Source organism: Bacillus sp. FSL M7-0791 (assembly GCF_038627085.1).
Lineage (GTDB): Bacteria > Bacillota > Bacilli > Bacillales > Bacillaceae > Bacillus > Bacillus safensis.
The window spans coordinates 2,445,687-2,467,661 of sequence record NZ_CP152022.1 but is presented as its reverse complement, the minus strand read 5'-3'; the positions used below and the strand labels follow the sequence as shown (position 1 = coordinate 2,467,661).

Genomic DNA, 21,975 nt, shown 5'->3' with positions numbered 1-21,975 from the left:
GAGTAGAAAATTATGGAATTTAAAAATCAAGTATACGGTATTATTGCAGAGGTTTGTCAGGACGACGTTGTGAAAGAAAATCCAGAGATTGCGATTTTTGAAGAAGGTCTTCTTGATTCATTTGGTACAGTAGAACTGCTTATGGCAATTGAAAGTCAACTCGGAATCACTGTTCCGATTACAGAATTCGATCGTGATGTGTGGGATACGCCGAATCATATTGCTGAGCAGCTGGCAGAGATGAAGTAATGAAAAAGCGTTTTTTTGGGCCGCTTATTTTAGCGGCTGTTCTATTCATTGGTGTTCTTCTTGTACCAAATGCATGGCTCTCACACCTGATCCCAAAAGACAAATTACAAAAGTCAGCCACAGAATTAGATCCAGGGATGTTTCAAGGGCTTTATTTACAAGATGAAATGCTAAAAGATCCAACTTATTTGCCGATCTATGGATCTTCTGAACTATCACGTTTTGATCCATATCACCCTTCGAATTTCTTTCATGAGAATCCTCAAGGGTTTACACCTTATCTTATTGGAAAAGGTGGATCGCAATCATTAATTCATGCGATGAACTTCGCAGCGCATATGGATGAATTAAAAGGGAAGAAGCTTGTATTTATCGTGTCCCCGCAGTGGTTTGTGAAATGGGGATCTGACGAGAATCACTTTGCACCGAACTATTCAGCTCTTCAAGCGCTGAATCTCGCCTATAATAAAGAAATTGATCCAACTGTGAAAAAAGAGCTCATCAAAAGAATCATGAAGTTTAAAGCAGTCAAAAATGACATGGTGATTACAGAGCTTTTTAAAGCAGAGCTATCTGGGAACAAGTTCGCTTATGGCGCGATTTCTCCTATTGCGAAAATGTATTATGGCATGCTTCAAAAGAAAGACATGTACTATACGATTGGATCGGGGCATGAGCGCAAGCTTCAACCGTCTCCTTCAGTCAAAGGAAAAACATGGGCTGAGCTTGAAAAAGAAGCGAGTATTTTTGGTGCGAAAAGAGCAGGGGACAACCCGTTTTATATTAATCAAAAACTGTTTGACCACAAGCTGAAACCGATCATGAAAAAGATGAAGGATTCCCGTGAAGGTCATTCTTATGCGGAATCACCAGAATACAAAGATTTTCAGATCATGCTGGATATTTTAAAACAGGCAGGGGCAAAGCCTTTGTTTGTGACGATTCCTGTCAACGGAAAGTGGTATGATTACACAGGTTTTCCGAAAGAAGGCCGTACAGGTTATTATGAAAAAATCAATCGTCAAATTCGAGATAATGGGTATGAAGTCGCAGATTTGACTAAGCATGAGTACGATCCATATTTCTTTAAAGATACGATTCATGTGTCTTATAAAGGATGGGTGTACATCGATAAGGCAATTGAAAAGTTTTACAAAGAGCAGTAGAATGCAGCAGCTTTCTGCTGCTTTTTGTTTGTCGAATCAGCGGATATCTTGTATAACTAAGGGAAAAGGGCTATGCTGTAGATGGAGGCGATATGATGAATCGTTCTGAGAAAAAAGAACTATTAAAGCGTTCGAAGAAGCATTTTAATGATCATGCCTTTTGGGAAAAGTTAAAAAAGACGGCACAAAAAGCTGGTGTCTCTCTTGTCTATGCTGTGCTATTACTTTACTATACATTGCAAAAACCCGAAGTGCCGGTCAAAGCAAAGACCCTAATTATTGGAGCACTCGGCTACTTTATCCTTCCACTTGATCTCATTCCGGATACATTGATTGGTGTCGGCTATACAGATGATTTAGGAGCCATTACATTTGCTCTGCTTCAAGTAGCAATGTACATTGATGATGATGTGAAAGGGAAAGCAAAAGACAGGCTGTCAAAATGGTTCGGCGAAAAAACCGATACGTCTTTGATTGATCAAAAGCTTGAGGATGGCGGTATGCCGTCTGTATAAAGAAAAGCCTCCGTTATTGGAGGCTTTTTTCTTTACCCTAAAAATTTCACGCAAACTGGATGAGGGACGGTAATGTCTGATTGTAAGACAGTGAGTCGTCCTGTTTCTTTGTCGCGTTTGTATAACACAAGGTTGCTAGATTCTTGGTTTGAACCGACGAGGAATTCTTCTGTTGGATCAAGTACAAAATCTCTAGGCCAGTTTCCTTCAGAAGAAGCAATCTCGACAAGGCTTAATTGGCCGTCAGCGTCTGCTTTAAAAATCGCAATGCTGTCATGACCGCGATTTCCTGCATAAACAAATTGTCCGTCTGAAGAGACATGAATGGCACTTCCTTGATTGTTCTCCGTAAAATCGCTTGGAATGGTCGCGATTGTTTGGATCTCTTCAAAATGACCATCTTCAAAGTAACGAAGCACAATGACCTCTGAGCTTAGCTCTGTCATTACATATGCCACAGGTTTCGTTGGGTGGAATGTGATATGACGAGGTCCGCTGCCTGGCTTTGTTTCAAATGTATGAGCAAGCTCAAGTTTGCCGTCTTCTTTCTTATACGTATAAATTCCATCTGTTCCAAGGTCAACAGCCACTGCAAATTGTTCATCTGGCGTGAGACCCATAAAGTGAGTGTGCGGCTTTTCCTGACGATCTTCGTTAGGGCCAGTTCCTTCATGCTGCGCCTGTGAGAGCGTGCGGATCACTGATCCATTTTCAGCATCGATTTCATACATCTCTGCTGTTCCTTTATGATAATTCGCTGTATACGCCGTTTTCGTTTGACTGTCCACGCTGACGTGGCAAGGAGAAGCTCCATCGGCAAGCTCTTGGTTGATGAAGTGAAGTCTGCCTGTTGTTGAATCAATTTGATACGCAGCAAGGCCGCCCTGTGATCCTTTTTTCACAACAGCATAAACAAACTTTTGATCCTCTGACACGGTTAAATATGTAGGATTTTCAAGCTCAGCAGCGACTTCTATTTGCTCAATCTGCTGCTTGTCCGTATTTAATGTAAACGTATAAACACCTTTACTGTCTCCCTTTGTATACGTACCGATATAACCTCTGATGTTAGCCATGTATTGCCCTCCTTCTATTAGATGCTCTCATTCTATCATAAATTCATAGGAAAACGCTTTAGAAAGGCATGCCGAAAGAAAAACAAAGTCAAAGAAATCTCACAATATTCATCAAAAATGTTGTGAAAAAATATCACAAAAGTCTTCTCAAAAGAAAACCGTTCATGTAAAGTAAATAAATTGAAGAAAAAATACAAAAAATTTTAAGTTTTTTCATTCCTTGTCTAGCAAAGGTGTAAGCGTATACATTTAATTTTGATTAGTCTAAATTGTCTAATAATTTTAAAAATGCTGTTGACACTGTATGGAAAGCGGCGTAAGATGGGTTCAACAAAAGCTAAACAAACACGCAGTGCAAGCGAAAGACACTTCAATATAAAGTGTCTGAAAATTCAACTACTTTTTGTTTGAAAGAGAGGGTGCTCACTGAAAATGGAAGACCAAAAGGAACAGTGGATCTTTTTAAACGATGAACTCGTGAAAAAAGAGGATGCGAAAATTTCAGTTTACGATCATGGCTTCTTATATGGCGACGGTGTTTTCGAAGGGATTCGCGTGTATAACGGAAATATCTTTCGAATGAAAGAACATTTAGACCGCCTGTATGATTCCGCTAGATCCATTATGCTGAACATTCCATATTCACTTGAGGAGCTCACGGAAAAAATGATTCATACAGTTGAAAGGAACGGCTTAAAGGATGCCTATATCCGCCTTGTCGTCTCAAGAGGAGCAGGTGATCTTGGGTTAGATCCTAACAACTGCGGGAGAGCCAATACAGTGATCATTGTAGAGCCGCTGGCCATTTTTCCAAAGCACCTATATGAAACGGGTATTGATATTGTGACGGTTCCAACAAGACGAAATCGTCCAGATGTCCTTAGCCCAAAAGTGAAATCATTAAATTATTTGAATAACATTCTTGTCCGAATCGAAGCCCATATGGCCGGTGTGAGTGAAGCGCTGATGCTGAACGATCAAGGGTACGTGGCGGAAGGTTCTGCAGACAACGTGTTTATTTATAAAAAAGGTAAGCTTTTTACACCGCCAGGTTATATTGGCGCACTTGAAGGCATTACAAGAAATGCCATCATGGAGATTGCAGAAGACTTAGGCTACGAAGTGAAAGAAGAACCATTCACAAGACATGATGTGTATACAGCTGAAGAAGTATTTCTAACAGGAACCGCAGCCGAAGTTATCGCCGTTGTAAAAGTTGACGGCCGTACAATCGGTGAAGGAAAACCTGGGTTCCACACAAACAAACTTCTTGAACAATTCCGTAAGCGAGTAGTTGAAGAGGGAGAAAAAGTCGTTTTTGCAGATGAAAACATTCATGCAAGTTAAATAGATATCGATAAACGTTGAAGAGGACTAGTAGCTTTAGAGTCAGTATCTACAGAGAGCCGGTGCTAGCTGGAAACCGGTGTTACTTTCTAAAGTGAACTCACCTCTGAGTGTCTGCTTGAAATGATAGTAGGGCAGACCGAGTGACATTGCTCACTCGTTACCAAAATGGACGAAAGATGTCCATGAGACGGCAGCAGGATTGCCGTGAACAAGGGTGGTACCGCGAAAAACAAAGCTTTTTCGCCCCTTTGACCTAGTGAAAAGTAGTGTCATTGTGGGGTGAGAAGGCTTTTTTATATGGTCTCATATCTCTATCTTGAATGGAAAAGGGTGAAAGGACTTGACTGAAGCAAGACAAAGAGGAGGAAATCAAATGGGGACAAATGTACAAATGGAGACGGAAAAATCAAAAGCACCACAAACGATGAACGGTGCACTCATGTTAATTGAAGCACTCAAAAGAGAAAAAGTAGAAGTCATTTTCGGCTATCCGGGCGGAGCAGTTTTGCCAATCTACGATAAAATTTACGATTCTGGTTTATTTCATGTCCTGCCAAGACATGAGCAGGGAGCGATTCACGCAGCAGAAGGATACGCAAGAGTATCTGGTAAACCGGGTGTTGTCATTGCCACATCAGGGCCGGGAGCGACAAACCTTGTGACAGGAATTGCAGATGCGATGATTGATTCACTTCCCCTTGTTGTATTCACAGGGCAGGTGGCAACGTCAGTCATTGGATCGGATGCATTCCAAGAAGCAGATGTACTCGGCATCACAATGCCAATTACAAAGCACAGCTACCAAGTAAGGAATCCAGAGGAATTACCGGGTGTCATTAAAGAGGCATTCCATATCGCAACAACAGGCAGACCTGGTCCAGTCTTGATTGATATTCCAAAAGATGTCGCAGGCATTGAAGGAACCTTTGAATATGATCAGCCAATTGATTTACCTGGTTATCAACCAAAAGTAGAGCCGAACTATTTGCAAATTCGCAAATTAGTAGAAGCTGTCAGCAGAGCGAAAAAACCAGTCATTCTAGCAGGAGCCGGCGTACTTCATGGCAAAGCATCTGAAGAATTAAGACAGTATGTAGAGCAGCAGCAAATCCCAGTCGCTCATACATTGCTTGGACTTGGCGGATTCCCGGCAAAGCACCCTCTTTTCCTAGGGATGGCTGGTATGCATGGCACATATGCAGCGAACATGGCTCTTCATCAATGTGATCTGCTCATTTCAATCGGAGCAAGATTTGATGACAGGGTAACAGGCAACCTCAATCATTTTGCGAAACATGCGAAGGTCGCTCATATTGACATTGACCCAGCGGAAATCGGCAAGAACATTCATACCCATATCCCGGTTGTTGGCGACAGTAAGCTCGTTCTTGAAGAACTGATCAAGCAAGACGGGAAGCAAGGGGAATCAGACGAATGGAAAAATCAATTAGATCAGTGGAAGGAAGAATATCCACTCTGGTACGTTGAAAACGAAGCAGAAGGCTTTAAGCCTCAAAAGCTGATTGAATACATTCATCAATTCACTAAAGGTGAAGCCATTGTCGCAACTGATGTCGGACAGCATCAAATGTGGGCAGCACAGTTCTATCCATTTGAAAATGCTGATAAGTGGGTCACATCTGGAGGCCTTGGCACAATGGGCTTCGGATTACCAGCAGCCATTGGCGCTCAGCTGGCTGATCAAGAGGCAACTGTTGTGGCAATTTTAGGAGACGGAGGTTTCCAAATGACCCTGCAAGAACTTGCCGTTATCCGTGAGCTGAACCTTCCAGTCAAAGTGATTGTACTCAATAATCACAGTCTTGGAATGGTAAGACAATGGCAAGAAATTTTCTACGAAGAACGCTACTCACATTCTAAATTTTCAGAGCAGCCAGACTTCGTCAAATTATCTGAAGCTTATGGCATTAAAGGAATCAGAATCTCATCAGACGAAGAGGCGAAAGAAAAGCTTGAAGAAGCCTTAACCTCTAGAGAGCCTGTTTTCATCGATGTCAATGTAGCGCGAGATGAAAAAGTATTCCCGATGGTAGCACCGGGGAAAGGACTTCATGAGATGGTGGGGGTGAAACCTTGAAAAGAATTATTGTGTTGACTGTATTAAATCGATCAGGCGTACTGAACAGAATCACAGGCCTCTTTACTAAAAGACACTACAACATTGAAAGCATTACGGTCGGCCATTCTGAGATTCAAGATGTATCACGCATCACGTTCGTTGTCCATGTAGATCAGGAGAAAGACATCGAGCAGCTGACAAAACAGCTGAACAAACAAATCGATGTTCTGAAAGTAACAGACATTACAAACCAATCAATCGTTCAGCGAGAGCTGGCTTTGATAAAAGTCGTATCTGCACCAGCATCTAGAATGGAGATCACAGGGGTCATTGAACCGTTTAGAGCTTCTATTGTAGATGTGAGCAGAGAGAGTGTCGTCATTCAGGTGACAGGTGAGTCTTCAAAAATTGAAGCACTCATTGAATTACTTAAGCCATACGGCATTAAAGAAGTCGCCAGAACTGGCACTACGGCCTTTGCAAGAGATAATCAGCAAAAGCCGCAAACAAATAAAACAATTTCAATTGTCTAAACAAAAGGAGAGAGTCAAATGGTAAAAGTATATTATAACGGTGATATTCAAGAAAACGTATTAAATGGTCAAAAGGTAGCTATCATTGGTTACGGATCACAAGGTCATGCACATGCATTGAACTTAAAAGAAAGCGGCGTAGATGTGATCGTCGGCGTGAGAAAAGGTGGATCTTATACAAAAGCACAAGAAGACGGCCATCAAGTATTCACAGTAAAAGAAGCAGCAGCACAAGCAGACGTCGTGATGGTACTACTTCCAGATGAGCAGCAAAAGAAAGTATATGATGAAGAAATCAAAGATCAATTAGAAGCTGGCAACTCACTTGTATTCGCACACGGATTTAACGTTCACTTCCATCAAATTGTTCCTCCAAGTGACGTAGACGTGTATCTTGTAGCTCCAAAAGGTCCAGGACATCTTGTGAGAAGAACATATGAGCAAGGCGCTGGTGTACCTGCCCTATTTGCTATCTATCAAGATGTATCTGGCCAAGCGAAAGACAAAGCACTTGCTTATGCAAAAGCGATCGGCGGAGCAAGAGCGGGCGTTCTTGAAACAACATTTAAAGAAGAAACAGAAACGGATCTATTCGGTGAGCAGGCAGTTCTTTGTGGAGGCCTTACTTCACTAGTAAAAGCAGGATTCGAAACGTTAACAGAAGCTGGTTATCAGCCAGAGCTTGCATACTTCGAGTGTCTGCATGAACTAAAATTGATCGTTGACCTTATGTATGAAGAAGGATTAGAAGGCATGAGATATTCAATCTCTGATACAGCACAATGGGGTGATTTCGTATCAGGACCACGCGTTGTAGATGCAAAGGTAAAAGAATCAATGAAAGCTGTTTTGACTGATATCCAAAACGGAACATTTGCAAAAGAATGGATTGTTGAAAACCAAGTGAATCGTCCACGTTTCAATGCGATCAATGCAAATGAAAATGAGCACCAAATTGAAATCGTTGGTAGAAAGCTTCGTGAAATGATGCCTTTCGTTAAACAAGGAAAGAAAAAGGAAGCGGTGAGCGTCGGTGCGGAAAATTAATTTTTTTGACACAACACTTCGGGATGGAGAGCAATCACCAGGAGTGAACTTAAATGCACAAGAAAAGCTAATCATTGCAAAGCAGCTTGAGCGCCTTGGGGTTAATATCATTGAAGCGGGATTTCCCGCTTCATCCCGAGGGGATTTCTTAGGCGTACAAGAAATTGCAAGAACGATTAAAAACTGTTCTGTTGCTGGTCTTGCACGCTGTGTGAAAGGTGACATTGATGCTGCATGGGAAGCATTAAAAGATGGAGTGGAGCCAAGGCTTCATGTCTTTATTGCCACTTCTGACATTCACCTGAAGCATAAACTAAAGAAAACACGTGAAGAAGTCGTAGAACAGACTGTCGCAATGGTGAAATATGCGAAAGAACGTTTTCCAGTTGTCCAATGGTCAGCAGAAGATGCGTGCCGTACAGATCTTGCTTTCTTAGCAGAAATTGTAGAAAAGGTCATTGACGCGGGGGCGAGTGTCATTAACTTGCCAGATACAGTTGGATACCTAGCGCCAAAAGAGTACGGAAATATCTTTAAGTATATGAAGGAACATGTTCCGAATATCGACCGTGTCAACTTGTCCGCTCACTGTCACGATGATCTAGGAATGGCTGTGGCAAACTCACTTGCTGCTATTGAAAATGGAGCAGATCAAATTGAAACGGCTGTCAACGGAATTGGCGAGCGCGCTGGAAATGCCGCGTTAGAAGAAATTGCAGTAGCTCTTCATATTCGAAAAGACTTTTACCAGGTCGAATCAACGATTCAATTGAATGAAATTAAGCGTACAAGTGATGTAGTGAGCAAATACTCAGGAATGATTGTGCCGCGTAATAAAGCAGTCGTTGGAAACAACGCATTTGCACATGAATCAGGTATTCACCAAGATGGTTTCCTCAAAGAAAAAACAACCTATGAAATTATTTCTCCAGAGCTTGTCGGCGTGACAACAGATGTGCTTGTCCTTGGAAAACACTCCGGAAGACACGCGTTTAAAGACCGCATGAAAACACTAGGCTTTAAACTAACGGAAGACGAAATCAATAAATTCTTTGAGACTTTCAAGAACTTGACAGAGAAGAAGAAAGAAATTACAGATGATGACTTGATCTCTATTATATTAGAAGAAAAAGTAGCAGACCGAAAAATTGGCTACGAATTTGAAAGTCTGCAAGTGCATTATGGAACAGAACAAATGCCAACAGCAACAGTTTCTCTGAAAAATCAAGAAACACAGGAAGTCATTCAAGAAGCAGCCACAGGTGCAGGCAGTGTAGAGGCTGTGTACAACACGCTTGAGCGCTGTATGGAAGAAAGAATTCATTTGCTGGACTACCGCATTCAATCAAATGGAAAAGGCAGAGATGCACTAGCAGAAGTATATGTCACTGTTTCAATAGAAGGAAAAGAAACAGCAGGACGCGGTGTAGCGCAAGATGTACTTGAAGCATCGGCGAAAGCTTATGTCAATGCGGTGAACAGACATTTAATCTTCAAATCAAATCTGATTGAAATTGAGAAACATCACGCGATCTCATAGGAAAGGAGGAAGGTTCTCATGAAAAAGAAAATTGCACTTTTGCCCGGCGATGGAATCGGACCGGAAGTCGTGACATCTGCAGTCGCAGTCCTTCAAGAGACAGCGGCTCAATTTAAGCACGAATTCGAATTCGAAACTGCGCTCATTGGCGGTATCGCAATAGATGAAAAAAACAACCCGCTTCCAAAGGAAACAGTAGATGTATGCAAAAGCGCTGATGCGATTTTATTAGGAGCAGTCGGCGGACCAAAGTGGGATCAAAACCCGCCAGAGCTTCGTCCAGAAAAAGGCTTACTTGCCATTCGTAAACAGCTGGACTTATTTGCAAACATCCGTCCTGTAAAGGTGTTCGATAGTTTAAGCGAGGCATCTCCATTAAAACAGGATCACATTAACGGAGTTGATTTCGTCATCGTTCGTGAATTAACAGGCGGTCTCTATTTTGGTGAACCAAGCGAACGCTATACGGATGATGAAGGAAAAGAAGCTGCCGTTGATACGCTCCTTTATACAAAGGAAGAAATTGTCCGCGTATTAAAAGAAGCGTTCGACATGGCCTTAACAAGACGGAAAAAAGTGACGTCTGTGGATAAAGCGAATGTCCTTGCTTCTAGTAAACTATGGCGGGATGCAGTAGAAGAAGTTGCTGCTCAATATCCAGAAGTTGAATTTGAGCATATGCTCGTCGACAATGCTGCCATGCAGCTGATTTACAAGCCCGCTCAATTTGATGTCATTGTGACGGAGAATATGTTCGGTGATATTTTAAGTGACGAAGCTTCTATGATTACTGGATCACTCGGCATGCTGCCATCTGCTAGTTTATCAAGCACAGGCCTTCATTTATATGAGCCAATTCATGGTTCAGCACCCGATATTGCGGGGCAAAACGTTGCAAACCCTCTGGCAACCATTTTATCAGCAGCAAGCTTGCTTAGAACATCCTTTGCATTAGAAGAAGAAGCGGCTGCAATAGAAGAAGCTGTCGAAGCTGTTCTTGCCTCTGGCAAACGAACAAAAGATTTAGCAGCAAAAGAGGGAACTTATCAAACGACTGAAGAAATCACTAATGCGGTTGTAGACGCACTCAAGCAGCGCGTGCAAACCATTGTGTAAATAGAATCTTGTGGAATTAGGTAGAGGGAGGAAAAGGGTTATGCCTCGAACAATCATCGAAAAAATATGGGATCAGCATGTAGTCAAAAGCGGCGAGGGAAAACCAGACCTTTTATATATTGATCTGCACTTGGTGCATGAAGTGACATCACCTCAAGCATTTGAAGGATTAAGACAAAAAGGGCGCAAGGTGAGAAGACCTCAAAACACGTTTGCGACGATGGATCACAACATCCCAACTGTGAATCGATTTGTGATCAAAGATGAGATTGCTAAAAAGCAAGTAAGTGCCTTAGAGCGCAACTGTGCGGAATTTGGCGTTCGTCTTGCTGACCTTCACAGTGTTGACCAAGGAATCGTCCATGTCGTTGGACCTGAGCTTGGATTGACACTTCCGGGGAAAACAATCGTTTGTGGAGATAGTCATACATCAACTCACGGCGCGTTTGGTGCACTTGCCTTTGGGATCGGTACTAGTGAGGTTGAACATGTACTTTCTACACAAACACTTTGGCAGCAGCGTCCGAAAACGCTAGAAATTAGAGTAGACGGAAAGCTTCAAAAAGGGGTAACCGCCAAAGATGTCATTTTAGCCGTCATTGGTGCGCACGGCGTGAAGTTCGGCTCAGGTTATGTCATTGAATACACTGGGGAAGTATTCAGAAACATGACGATGGATGAGCGGATGACCGTTTGTAATATGTCAATTGAAGCAGGCGCAAGAGCAGGATTGATTGCACCTGATGAAGTCACCTTCGAATATTGCCGCGGCCGCAAATATGCACCGCAGGGTGAAGACTTCGAAGCAGCTATTAAAGAATGGGAAGAACTTAGAACAGATCCAGGTGCAACCTACGATAAAACCATTGTGTTAGATGGAAATGAGATTTCACCAATGGTTACGTGGGGAATTAACCCAGGAATGGTACTGCCTGTGGATGCATCAATCCCAGGACCTGAGGACTTTGCACAAGAAGATGATCAAAAAGAAGCGATTCGTGCTTACGAATACATGGGTGTCCACCCGCATCAGCGTATAGAAGATATTACGATTGAGCATGTCTTTATCGGCTCATGTACGAACTCAAGAATGACTGATTTACGCCAAGCCGCTTCTATGATTGAAGGACAAAAAGTAGCAGATCATGTCAGAGCGATTGTGGTGCCTGGCTCTCAAAGTGTCAAATTGCAAGCAGAAAAAGAAGGTCTTCATGAAATCTTCCTTGAAGCTGGATTTGAATGGAGAGAATCAGGCTGCAGTATGTGCCTTAGTATGAATAACGATGTGGTACCGGAGGGCGAACGCTGCGCGTCCACATCAAACCGTAACTTTGAAGGGCGTCAAGGGAAGGGTGCGAGAACGCATCTTGTCAGCCCGGCAATGGCTGCAATGGCTGCGATACATGGCCGCTTTGTCGATGTCAGGAAGTTTAATCAAGAGAAAACAGTCGTGTAAGGAGTTGTCATAGATGGAGCCTTTAGTCACTCATAAAGGAAAAGCCGCTGTGCTTAACCGTATCAATGTAGATACAGATCAAATTATTCCGAAACAATTTTTAAAAAGAATAGAACGAACAGGATATGGCCGCTTTGCCTTTTTCGACTGGCGTTATTTAGCCGATGGCAGCCCAAATCCAGATTTCGAACTAAATCAGCCGATCTATGAAGGAGCATCCATTTTGATCGCAGGGGAGAACTTTGGCTGCGGATCATCTAGGGAACATGCTCCTTGGGCGCTTGATGATTATGGCTTTAAAATTGTCATCGCACCATCATTCGCAGATATATTTCATCAAAACTGCTTTAAAAATGGGATGCTTCCGATTCGCCTTGATTATGATGTGTGGAAAACCTTCGCTGCGTCATATGAGAACAAAGGGTATGAGATGACGGTTGATCTTGAAAAACAGCAGATAGAAGATCATGAAGGGAATATCACCCCTTTCCAAGTCGACCCTCACTGGAGAGAAATGCTCCTAAATGGTTATGATGAGATTTCATTAACATTACTTCTAGAAGATGACATTCAAGCATTTGAAGAAAAGCGCAGCAGCTGGCTGCGCGCTTAAGCAACGAGAAGCTGTCCGCCCGAGGTGTGACGGCTTCTTTTTTGCATGAAAACCTCTCGTTACTTGTGTTTACTAATCTTCGTTGGTAAACTGATAAAAAATATGCGCCCGAAAGGAACGTAAGCATGAAGCATGACAAGAAGAAAGATAATGTCATTTTGTTTCCTGGTCTGAAAGAAAGACTGATTGAAAAAGGAATGGCAGCATTAAAAGATAAACAGTATCAAGAGGCGCTTCACTTGTTTTCAGAAGCTAAATCGTACGATGACGATGAAGAATCCGATATTCACCTTGGAATGGCCATTTGTTTTCTGGAGCTGGGTGAGCTACAGGATGCAAAGCGTGTTTGTGAAAAAATGCTGCATGAAGGATATGGCCACTATTTCACTGTGCTCCAAGTGTATATGACGATCCTCATTCAGCTGAAAGAATATGAAGAAGTCAAACAGACAATTGAGGCTGTGCTCGAAGAAAACCATCTTCCGGCAGAAAGTGCGGAGCATTTTTACAAGCTGCTCGAATTTAGCGGAAAAATGATCGAATCACCTGAAGAGATTTTAGATGAAGATGAGGACGCCGGAAGTGAGGTCAACATAGATGATATGCTGAAGCGTCCGGAAGAACAGGTCCAGTTCATTCATTCATTGAAAGACCGGAATATTACACCGCATATGGGTCTATTAAATACCATCTTACAAAATCCTGATGGGAACCCTATGGTCAAATCAATGATCCTGCAGCTTCTGGCAGAGCATGATGTGGCAAAACCGGTTCATGTGACAAAATTCGGTGATTCTTTAACCCTTATTCCTTCTGAGGCTGTAAAGCCAGAGCAGATGCCGCTTCTTCAGCAAGTCCTTCGTATGCTTGATGACACGCTTGGCAATGAGAATCCGACCCTTTACCAAGCCGTGGAAGAGTTATGGCGCCGGCACTTATTTGTGCTGTATCCATTTCTTCCTAAATACACAGATCCTAGTCTTTGGGCAGCGGCACTTCATAAAGTCGGCTATGAAATGCATGGGATTGAGATTGAACTCGAAGAATTGCATCTATTGTATGAATTTAACGAACGAGAGCTGAGAGAAGCTTGCACAATGCTGAAAGATATTGAAGAAATTTCTTATTTGTAATTTGTCGATTTAGTTGAAAGACGGACTTGTTATGTTATAATATAATGGTTGTATTTGTGCATATATAGTGCAGTTGTCAGATTCCAACGGTTGAAAGACGATATGTATAATCAAGTCAAATGTTGTATACATAATGCAAGCTTCTTAGCGGAGTGCGTGGTTTTTGATTGGACGAAGTCTTTATGATGCTTTAGAATGGAGCAACGCACAATCTGAATAGATTTTTGGAGGGAAACACACATGTCAGTAAAATGGGAAAAACAAGAAGGTAACGAAGGCGTACTAACTGTAGAAGTTGACGCTGAAACATTTAACAAAGCACTTGATGATGCATTTAAGAAAGTGGTTAAGCAAGTATCGATCCCTGGATTCCGTAAAGGGAAAGTACCACGTGGTCTTTTCGAGCAGCGTTTTGGTGTAGAATCTCTTTATCAAGATGCATTAGATATTCTTCTTCCGGTTGAATATCCAAAAGCAATCGACGAAGCTGGTATCGAGCCAGTTGACCGCCCTGAAATCGATGTTGAGAAAATCGAAAAAGGCGAAAACTTAATCTTCACTGCAAAAGTAACAGTGAAGCCTGAAGTAAAACTTGGTGACTACAAAGGTCTTAACGTAGAAAAAGACGACACAGCTGTTACTGATGAAGATGTACAAGAAGAGCTTAAAGGCATGCAAAACCGTCAAGCTGAGCTTGTTGTCAAAGAAGAAGGCGCAATCGAAAACGGCGATACAGTTGTTCTTGATTTCGAAGGATTCGTTGATGGAGAAGCATTCGAAGGCGGAAAAGCTGAGAACTACTCTCTTGAAGTAGGTTCTGGTTCATTCATCCCTGGTTTCGAAGAGCAATTAGTTGGTCTTGAAGCTGGCGCTGAAAAAGACGTAGAAGTTACATTCCCAGAAGAATACCATGCTGAAGACCTTGCAGGTAAACCAGCTGTATTCAAAGTGAAAATTCATGAAATCAAAGCAAAAGAACTTCCAGCACTTGACGATGAGTTCGCTAAAGATGTTGATGAAGAAGTAGAAACGCTTGCTGAGTTAACTGAAAAAACGAAGAAACGTCTTGAAGAAGCAAAAGAAAACGAAGCAGAAGGAAAACTTCGTGAAGAGCTAGTTGCGAAAGCTTCTGAAAATGCGGAAGTTGACATCCCACAAGCGATGGTTGACACTGAGCTAGACCGCATGATGAAAGAATTCGAACAACGTCTTCAAATGCAAGGAATGAACCTTGAGCTTTACTTCCAATTCTCTGGACAAGATGAAGATGCGCTGAAAGAGCAAATGAAAGAAGATGCTGCTAAACGCGTAAAATCTAACCTAACACTTGAAGCAATTGCTGCTGCAGAAAACTTACAAGTGTCTGACGAAGAAGTGGAAGAAGAACTTTCAAAAATGGCTGAAGCATACAACATGCCAATTGAAAATATCAAACAAGCGATCGGATCTACTGAAGCAATGAAAGAAGATCTAAAAGTTCGTAAAGCAATTGATTTTCTTGTAGAAAACCGTTAATATGGTGCATAATAATAAAACAGGGCGCGAGTGACTCGTGCCTTGTTTTGTACAATTTTTGACTTATCATCGCTTCTTTTGGAAACGATAGTGTAAGTCGCATCTTTCTGTCATACATATCTCAATGTGCAGTGTTAGAAACACATCGTTACCGTCTTTTAGGAAAGTATGGTAAAATGCATACATACTGGACCCAGAAAGGTAGCTGACTGTTAGCTACAGGCAAGTGAAGAAGAATAAGGGGTGAAAGAATGTTTAAATTCAACGAGGAAAAAGGTCAATTAAAATGCTCGTTTTGCGGAAAAACGCAAGATCAAGTGCGTAAACTGGTCGCAGGACCTGGCGTATATATATGTGATGAATGTATCGAGCTTTGCACGGAAATAGTTGAAGAAGAGCTCGGCACAGAGGAAGAAGTTGAATTCAAGGATGTTCCGAAGCCTCATGAAATTCGGGAGATTCTTGATGAATATGTCATCGGACAAGACAATGCGAAAAAATCCTTAGCTGTAGCGGTGTATAACCACTACAAACGGATCAATTCCAACAGCAAGATTGATGATGTTGAGCTTTCGAAAAGTAATATTTCTATGATTGGACCAACAGGAAGCGGTAAAACATTACTTGCTCAAACACTTGCACGTATTTTAAATGTGCCATTTGCGATCGCAGATGCAACATCATTAACTGAAGCAGGTTATGTTGGTGAAGACGTAGAGAATATTTTACTAAAGCTGATCCAGGCAGCGGATTATGATGTAGAAAAAGCGGAAAAAGGCATTATCTACATCGATGAGATCGATAAAGTAGCAAGAAAATCAGAAAACCCTTCTATCACTCGCGATGTATCTGGGGAAGGCGTCCAGCAAGCCCTTTTGAAAATTCTTGAAGGAACAGTCGCTAGTGTACCGCCTCAAGGTGGACGTAAGCATCCGCATCAAGAATTCATTCAAATTGATACGACGAACATCCTCTTCATTTGTGGAGGAGCCTTTGACGGGATTGAGCAAATCATCAAACGCCGCTTAGGTCAAAAAGTAATTGGATTCGGTGCGGAAAATAAAGTCGAAGATCTTGAAAAAGAAGTCCTTCTATCAAAAGTACTGCCAGAAGACTTGCTTCGCTTCGGTTTAATTCCAGAATTCATCGGTCGTCTGCCGGTTATTGCAAGCCTAGAGCCGTTAGATGAAAAAGCACTTGTAGAAATCTTGACGAAGCCTAAAAATGCGCTTGTTAAGCAATATACAAAAATGCTTGAGCTTGACGATGTAGAGCTTGAATTTGAAGAAGATGCTCTTAGCGAAATTGCGAAAAAGGCAATTGAGCGTAAAACAGGAGCTCGTGGTCTTCGCTCGATCATTGAAGGCATCATGCTTGATGTCATGTTTGACCTTCCATCTCGTGATGATATTGAAAAATGTGTCATCACTGGTGCAACGGTTGCTGATGGTGAGCCGCCGCGTCTTGTGTTAAAGGATGGCACAGTTGTCAACAAAGATACTAAAACATCTGCATAAGAGAAGTTTCACTCCTGAATCATTTTGATTCAGGAGTTTTTTATTTATCGTAGAAGACGTGTTTATTCCGTCCAGCTCTAGGAAATACTAGCAGACAGAAACCAATACATACGATAGATGAAGGAGGGAGCACCGATTGAGCTGGACAGGAATCGTATTATTTATACAGCTGTTCTTTGGTATCGTCATCGGGCTGTACTTTTGGAACTTACTGCGAAATCAGCGCACACAAAAGGTGACGATAGATAAAGAATCAAAAAAAGAAATGGAAGCACTCAGAAAGATGCGGTCAATCAAGCTGAGTGAGCCTTTATCAGAGAGAGTCCGGCCAAAGGGGTTTCAAGATATTGTAGGGCAGGAAGACGGCATTCGTGCTCTAAAAGCAGCGCTGTGCGGACCGAACCCTCAGCATGTCATTGTCTATGGACCACCGGGGGTTGGAAAAACAGCCGCTGCCCGTCTTGTCATGGAAGAAGCGAAACGTCATGCTGATTCACCGTTTAAGAAAGATGCGGTATTTGTGGAGCTCGATGCCACAACCGCAAGATTCGATGAACGGGGCATCGCAGACCCGCTCATTGGTTCTGTGCATGACCCAATTTACCAAGGGGCGGGAGCGATGGGACAGGCAGGCATTCCGCAGCCAAAACAAGGAGCCGTTACGCATGCGCATGGCGGGGTTCTGTTTATCGATGAAATTGGGGAACTGCATCCGATTCAAATGAACAAAATGCTGAAAGTCCTTGAAGATCGGAAAGTATTTTTAGATAGCGCCTACTACAGTGAGGAAAACACTCAAATTCCGAATCACATTCATGACATTTTTCAAAATGGACTTCCGGCTGATTTTCGATTGATTGGCGCCACGACAAGAACACCTGAAGAAATTCCACCAGCGATTCGATCGAGGTGTTTGGAAATTTTCTTTAAGGACCTTGACCAGCATGAACTGAAAATTGTCGCTGCTAAGGCTGTCCAGAAAATCCAAAAGGAATTATGTGATGAAGGGCTGAACCTGTTAACCTCTTATGTGAAAAATGGCCGTGAAGCAGTCAATATGGTGCAGATCGCCGCTGGAATGGCCGTCACGGAAAACAGAAAAGACATCACGATCGCCGATGTCGAGTGGGTCATTCACTCAAGCCAGCTGACACCAAGATATGAACAAAAAGTACCGGAAAAGCCAAAAGTCGGTGTAGTGAATGGTCTGGCAGTCTACGGACCAAACAGCGGTGCCTTGCTCGAGATTGAAGTGAATATATGTAAGGCACTCGAAAAAGGAAGTATCAACATTACAGGCATTGCAGAAGAAGAAAGCATTGGCAGTCAGTCTAAATCTATTCGACGAAAAAGTATGGCAAAAGGATCTGTTGAAAATGTATTAACAGTGCTGAGAAACTTAGGGATACGGACAAATGAATATGACATCCATATTAATTTTCCAGGCGGTGCCCCTATTGATGGACCGTCTGCTGGGATTGCCATGGCGGCGGCGATTTTCTCTGCCATTCATCAAATCCCGATTGATCATCTGACAGCAATGACAGGTGAAATCGGATTGCAGGGTCAGGTGAAGCCGATCGGCGGTGTGATACCGAAGATTAAGGCGGCGAAACAAGCTGGTGCCACAACCGTGATTATTCCTTATGACAACCAGCAGTCGATCTTAAAAGAGATTGAAGGCGTCACCATTGTGCCTGTGAAGCACTTCCAAGAGGTGCTGGATCAGTGTTTGGTCAACCCGCCAGACGAGAAGAAAGATGGACTAGAAGAGGAAATGAAAAGAAAATCTGTTTAATCCCCATCACATATGGGGATTTTTTAGTGAAATAGATCTTTTTTTCTTTTTCAAGATAAAAAGAAAGGGTATACTACGGTAAGATCATCATTTCTTAAGTCTTTTACATTGTACAAGACTGAAACAGGTATATTATAATGATTCATACTAGTGACGGAGGTGTCAATCAACATGGCAGATGAAATCAAAAAGAATGTTCCGCTCCTCCCATTGCGAGGCTTGCTTGTTTATCCAACAATGGTCTTGCATTTGGACGTTGGACGCGAGAAGTCTGTTCAAGCATTAGAACAGGCGATGATGAACGATCATATGATTTTTCTAGCAACACAGCGGGAAATTTCAATAGATGAACCAGGTGAAGAGGAAATTTTCAAAGTCGGCACCTACACAAAAATCAAACAAATGCTGAAGCTGCCGAATGGAACGATTCGTGTACTCGTTGAAGGCTTAAATCGAGCGCAGATCGAGTCATATGTGGAGCTTGAGGACTATACGTCCGTCGATATTAAAGAATTGGCAGAAGAAGAGTTAAAGGACGCAGAAGCAGAAGCACTCATGCGCACTTTGTTAGATCATTTTGATCAGTACATAAAAATTTCAAAAAAAATCTCAGCTGAAACATATGCAACGGTGACGGATATTGAGGAACCGGGGAGAATGGCAGATATCGTTGCTTCTCACCTGCCGCTCAAATTAAAGGACAAACAAGAAGTACTGGAAACAGTGGATGTCAAAAAACGTCTGAATCGTGTCATCAGCTTAATCCACAATGAAAAAGAAGTGCTGGAAATTGAAAAGAAAATTGGCCAGCGCGTCAAACGTTCAATGGAACGAACGCAAAAAGAATATTATTTGCGTGAACAAATGAAAGCCATTCAAAAGGAGCTTGGAGACAAGGAAGGAAAAACAGGCGAAGTCAGTTCATTAATGTCTAAAATCGAAGAGTCCAGCATGCCTGAGTCTGTTCGTGAAACGGCGTTAAAAGAATTGAACCGTTATGAAAAAATTCCTTCAAGCTCTGCGGAGAGCTCTGTCATTCGAAATTATATTGATTGGCTGATCAATCTTCCATGGGGCATCTATACAGAAGATCGTCTAGATTTAAAGCTTGCAAGTGAAATTTTAGATGATGAGCATCATGGGCTGGAAAAAGTCAAGGAACGTGTGCTTGAATACCTTGCTGTACAGAAGCTGACCAATTCATTAAAAGGACCGATTCTTTGCTTAGCAGGACCTCCTGGGGTAGGGAAAACGTCACTTGCCAAATCGATTGCTAAATCACTTGATCGAAAGTTTATCCGTATCTCTCTTGGCGGGGTGCGTGATGAATCTGAAATTCGCGGACATAGAAGAACGTATGTAGGGGCGATGCCAGGCCGTATCATTCGCGGGATGAGTAAGGCAGGCACAATGAATCCAGTGTTTCTTTTAGATGAAATCGATAAGATGTCCTCTGATTTTAGAGGTGATCCGTCTTCTGCGATGCTTGAAGTGCTGGATCCAGAGCAAAATCACAACTTTAGCGATCACTATATTGAAGAGACATTTGATTTATCGCAGGTGTTATTTATTGCCACTGCCAACAATTTAGCAACCATTCCAGGTCCACTTCGTGATAGAATGGAGATTATCACGATTGCAGGGTATACAGAGGTTGAAAAAGCAGAGATTGTGAAAGATCATCTTCTGCCGAAGCAGCTAAAGGAGCACGGATTAAAGAAAGGGAACTTGCAGCTTCGTGAAGCAGCGATTTATGATATGATTCGCTATTACACAAGAGAAGCAGGAGTTCGTGGATTAGAGCGTCAGCTTGCGGCCATTTGCCGAAAAGCGGCAAGAGCGATTGTGGCTGAAGACCGCAAGCGCATCACAGTGACGGAAAAGAACTTATCTGAATTTCTCGGAAAAAGACTTTACCGTTATGGTCAGGCTGAAACGACAGACCAAGTCGGGGTTGTCACAGGACTTGCGTATACGACTGTTGGCGGAGACACCTTATCAATTGAGGTATCGCTTTCTCCTGGTAAAGGCAAGCTCTTGTTAACAGGTAAGCTTGGTGATGTCATGAGAGAATCTGCACAGGCGGCATTCAGTTATATTCGATCCAAAGCAGATGAACTGAACATTGATCCTAATTTTAATGAAAAGCACGATATTCATATCCATGTTCCAGAGGGTGCGGTTCCAAAGGACGGGCCATCAGCTGGTATCACCATTGCGACGGCTCTTGTATCAGCACTCACAGGACGTCCTGTGTCAAAAGAGGTTGGTATGACAGGAGAGATAACGTTAAGAGGAAGAGTGCTTCCGATTGGCGGACTAAAAGAAAAAGCATTAGGCGCACATCGTGCAGGATTGAAAACCATTATTCTTCCAAAGGACAATGAGAAGGATATTGATGATATTCCTGAAAGTGTGAGAGAAGGACTAACCTTTATTCCGGTCTCACATTTAGATGAGGTGCTTGAGAAAGCATTGGTAGGAGAGGGAAGATGAAAGTAACAAAATCAGATATCGTCATTAGTGCGGTGAAACCAGAGCAGTACCCGAGCGGCGGACTGCCTGAAATTGCGCTTGCTGGACGATCAAATGTTGGAAAGTCCTCGTTCATCAACTCATTGATTAATCGTAAAAATTTAGCGCGTACGTCTTCTAAACCAGGTAAGACCCAGACGCTTAATTTCTACATTATTAATGATATGCTCCATTTTGTGGACGTTCCGGGCTACGGTTTTGCCAAAGTATCAAAAACAGAGCGCGAAGCCTGGGGTAGAATGATCGAAACGTATATTACAATGCGTGAAGAATTAAAAGCAGTCGTCCAAATTGTGGATCTGCGCCATAAGCCATCAGTAGATGATGTGAACATGTATGAGTTCCTTAAATATTACGGAGTTCCAGTGATCGTCATCGCAACAAAAGCGGATAAAATTCCAAAAGGCAAATGGGAAAAACATGCGAAAGTCGTCAAAAAGACGCTCGACATTGACCCATCAGATGAACTCATCTTATTCTCTTCTGAAACAAAAAAGGGAAAAGATGAAGCCTGGAATGCGATCCTTGCGAAGGTAAACGGCTAAAAAAAGCATCTGCGATGAGCAGATGCTTTTTTATCTTTGTCTTCTTTTCAGTGTGATAAGAAAACTCTTGAAGTCTAGAAAGGACGAGTACTGGCGCGGAGCGAATTTGTTATTCGTGAGCACCAGCACGCAGGACTGACACCGAATGCGAGGGTTTGTCTTTACGCTGAAGGCATCTGCCATGAGCAGAT

The 21,975-nt window shown here is 42.4% G+C and carries 18 protein-coding genes and 1 other annotated feature; of the genes, 17 read left to right on the top strand and 1 reads right to left on the bottom strand.

The genetic code is table 11. The annotated features are described in order from the left end of the window. Positions 1 to 12: 12 nt before the first annotated feature. The 3 genes from dltC to MHI08_RS12680 all read left to right on the top strand — a co-directional run bounded on the left by dltC (position 13) and on the right by MHI08_RS12680 (position 1,930). Positions 13 to 249 carry a D-alanine--poly(phosphoribitol) ligase subunit 2 gene (gene dltC, locus MHI08_RS12690; RefSeq protein ID WP_024423191.1) on the top strand — a complete coding sequence of 79 codons (237 nt, stop codon included), beginning with the start codon at positions 13 to 15 and terminating at the stop codon, positions 247 to 249. Further along, positions 249 to 1,415 carry a D-alanyl-lipoteichoic acid biosynthesis protein DltD gene (gene dltD / locus MHI08_RS12685; RefSeq protein WP_025092477.1) on the top strand — a complete coding sequence of 389 codons (1,167 nt, stop codon included), beginning with the start codon at positions 249 to 251 and terminating at the stop codon, positions 1,413 to 1,415. The genes dltC and dltD overlap by 1 nt, the downstream gene beginning before the upstream one ends. Positions 1,416 to 1,510: 95 nt before the next feature. Continuing rightward, positions 1,511 to 1,930 (top strand): YkvA family protein, encoded by a 420-nt coding sequence (locus MHI08_RS12680; RefSeq protein WP_024423190.1) that lies wholly within the window; start codon positions 1,511 to 1,513, stop codon positions 1,928 to 1,930. A gap of 32 nt (positions 1,931 to 1,962) precedes the next feature. Here MHI08_RS12680 and MHI08_RS12675 read toward each other — a convergent pair whose 3' ends face one another. Continuing rightward, a complete protein-coding gene (locus tag MHI08_RS12675; protein ID WP_342499665.1) occupies positions 1,963 to 3,006 on the bottom strand; it encodes a lactonase family protein in 1,044 nt (347 codons plus the stop codon). Positions 3,007 to 3,438: 432 nt separating this feature from the next. Here MHI08_RS12675 and ilvE point away from each other — a divergent pair, with 432 nt between their 5' ends. The 14 genes from ilvE to yihA all read left to right on the top strand — a co-directional run bounded on the left by ilvE (position 3,439) and on the right by yihA (position 21,784). Next, positions 3,439 to 4,353, top strand: a complete 915-nt coding sequence (gene ilvE / locus MHI08_RS12670) for a branched-chain-amino-acid transaminase (RefSeq protein ID WP_122631800.1) — start codon at positions 3,439 to 3,441, stop codon at positions 4,351 to 4,353. Positions 4,354 to 4,361: 8 nt separating this feature from the next. Then, positions 4,362 to 4,607 (top strand) — a binding site (T-box leader). A gap of 122 nt (positions 4,608 to 4,729) precedes the next feature. Next, the gene (gene ilvB / locus MHI08_RS12665; RefSeq protein WP_025092480.1) at positions 4,730 to 6,454 is read left to right on the top strand and encodes an acetolactate synthase large subunit; all 1,725 of its coding nucleotides are present in this window, start codon (positions 4,730 to 4,732) and stop codon (positions 6,452 to 6,454) included. Next, a complete protein-coding gene (gene ilvN, locus MHI08_RS12660) occupies positions 6,451 to 6,969 on the top strand; it encodes an acetolactate synthase small subunit (protein WP_007501584.1) in 519 nt (172 codons plus the stop codon). The genes ilvB and ilvN overlap by 4 nt, the downstream gene beginning before the upstream one ends. Positions 6,970 to 6,987: 18 nt before the next feature. Beyond that, positions 6,988 to 8,016, top strand: a complete 1,029-nt coding sequence (gene ilvC / locus MHI08_RS12655) for a ketol-acid reductoisomerase (RefSeq protein WP_024423187.1) — start codon at positions 6,988 to 6,990, stop codon at positions 8,014 to 8,016. Next, the gene (locus MHI08_RS12650; protein ID WP_342499664.1) at positions 8,003 to 9,556 is read left to right on the top strand and encodes a 2-isopropylmalate synthase; all 1,554 of its coding nucleotides are present in this window, start codon (positions 8,003 to 8,005) and stop codon (positions 9,554 to 9,556) included. Before ilvC ends, MHI08_RS12650 begins: the two co-directional genes overlap by 14 nt. An 18-nt stretch (positions 9,557 to 9,574) precedes the next feature. Further along, the gene (gene leuB / locus MHI08_RS12645; protein WP_098677014.1) at positions 9,575 to 10,672 is read left to right on the top strand and encodes a 3-isopropylmalate dehydrogenase; all 1,098 of its coding nucleotides are present in this window, start codon (positions 9,575 to 9,577) and stop codon (positions 10,670 to 10,672) included. A gap of 40 nt (positions 10,673 to 10,712) precedes the next feature. Then, a complete protein-coding gene (gene leuC / locus MHI08_RS12640) occupies positions 10,713 to 12,128 on the top strand; it encodes a 3-isopropylmalate dehydratase large subunit (RefSeq protein WP_024423184.1) in 1,416 nt (471 codons plus the stop codon). Between the two features lie 13 nt (positions 12,129 to 12,141). Continuing rightward, complete coding sequence (gene leuD / locus MHI08_RS12635; protein ID WP_024423183.1) at positions 12,142 to 12,741, top strand: 3-isopropylmalate dehydratase small subunit; 600 nt, start codon at positions 12,142 to 12,144, stop codon at positions 12,739 to 12,741. Positions 12,742 to 12,866: 125 nt separating this feature from the next. After that, positions 12,867 to 13,874 carry a DNA damage checkpoint antagonist DdcA gene (gene ddcA, locus MHI08_RS12630; protein WP_342499663.1) on the top strand — a complete coding sequence of 336 codons (1,008 nt, stop codon included), beginning with the start codon at positions 12,867 to 12,869 and terminating at the stop codon, positions 13,872 to 13,874. Between the two features lie 240 nt (positions 13,875 to 14,114). Further along, complete coding sequence (gene tig, locus MHI08_RS12625) at positions 14,115 to 15,389, top strand: trigger factor (RefSeq protein ID WP_024423181.1); 1,275 nt, start codon at positions 14,115 to 14,117, stop codon at positions 15,387 to 15,389. Positions 15,390 to 15,640: 251 nt separating this feature from the next. Continuing rightward, positions 15,641 to 16,906, top strand: a complete 1,266-nt coding sequence (gene clpX, locus MHI08_RS12620) for an ATP-dependent protease ATP-binding subunit ClpX (protein ID WP_024423180.1) — start codon at positions 15,641 to 15,643, stop codon at positions 16,904 to 16,906. A gap of 136 nt (positions 16,907 to 17,042) precedes the next feature. Continuing rightward, the gene (gene lonB, locus MHI08_RS12615; RefSeq protein ID WP_024423179.1) at positions 17,043 to 18,704 is read left to right on the top strand and encodes an ATP-dependent protease LonB; all 1,662 of its coding nucleotides are present in this window, start codon (positions 17,043 to 17,045) and stop codon (positions 18,702 to 18,704) included. 171 nt (positions 18,705 to 18,875) lie between these two features. Next, complete coding sequence (gene lon / locus MHI08_RS12610) at positions 18,876 to 21,200, top strand: endopeptidase La (RefSeq protein WP_024423178.1); 2,325 nt, start codon at positions 18,876 to 18,878, stop codon at positions 21,198 to 21,200. After that, complete coding sequence (gene yihA, locus MHI08_RS12605; RefSeq protein WP_285709152.1) at positions 21,197 to 21,784, top strand: ribosome biogenesis GTP-binding protein YihA/YsxC; 588 nt, start codon at positions 21,197 to 21,199, stop codon at positions 21,782 to 21,784. The genes lon and yihA overlap by 4 nt, the downstream gene beginning before the upstream one ends. Positions 21,785 to 21,975: the final 191 nt, after the last annotated feature.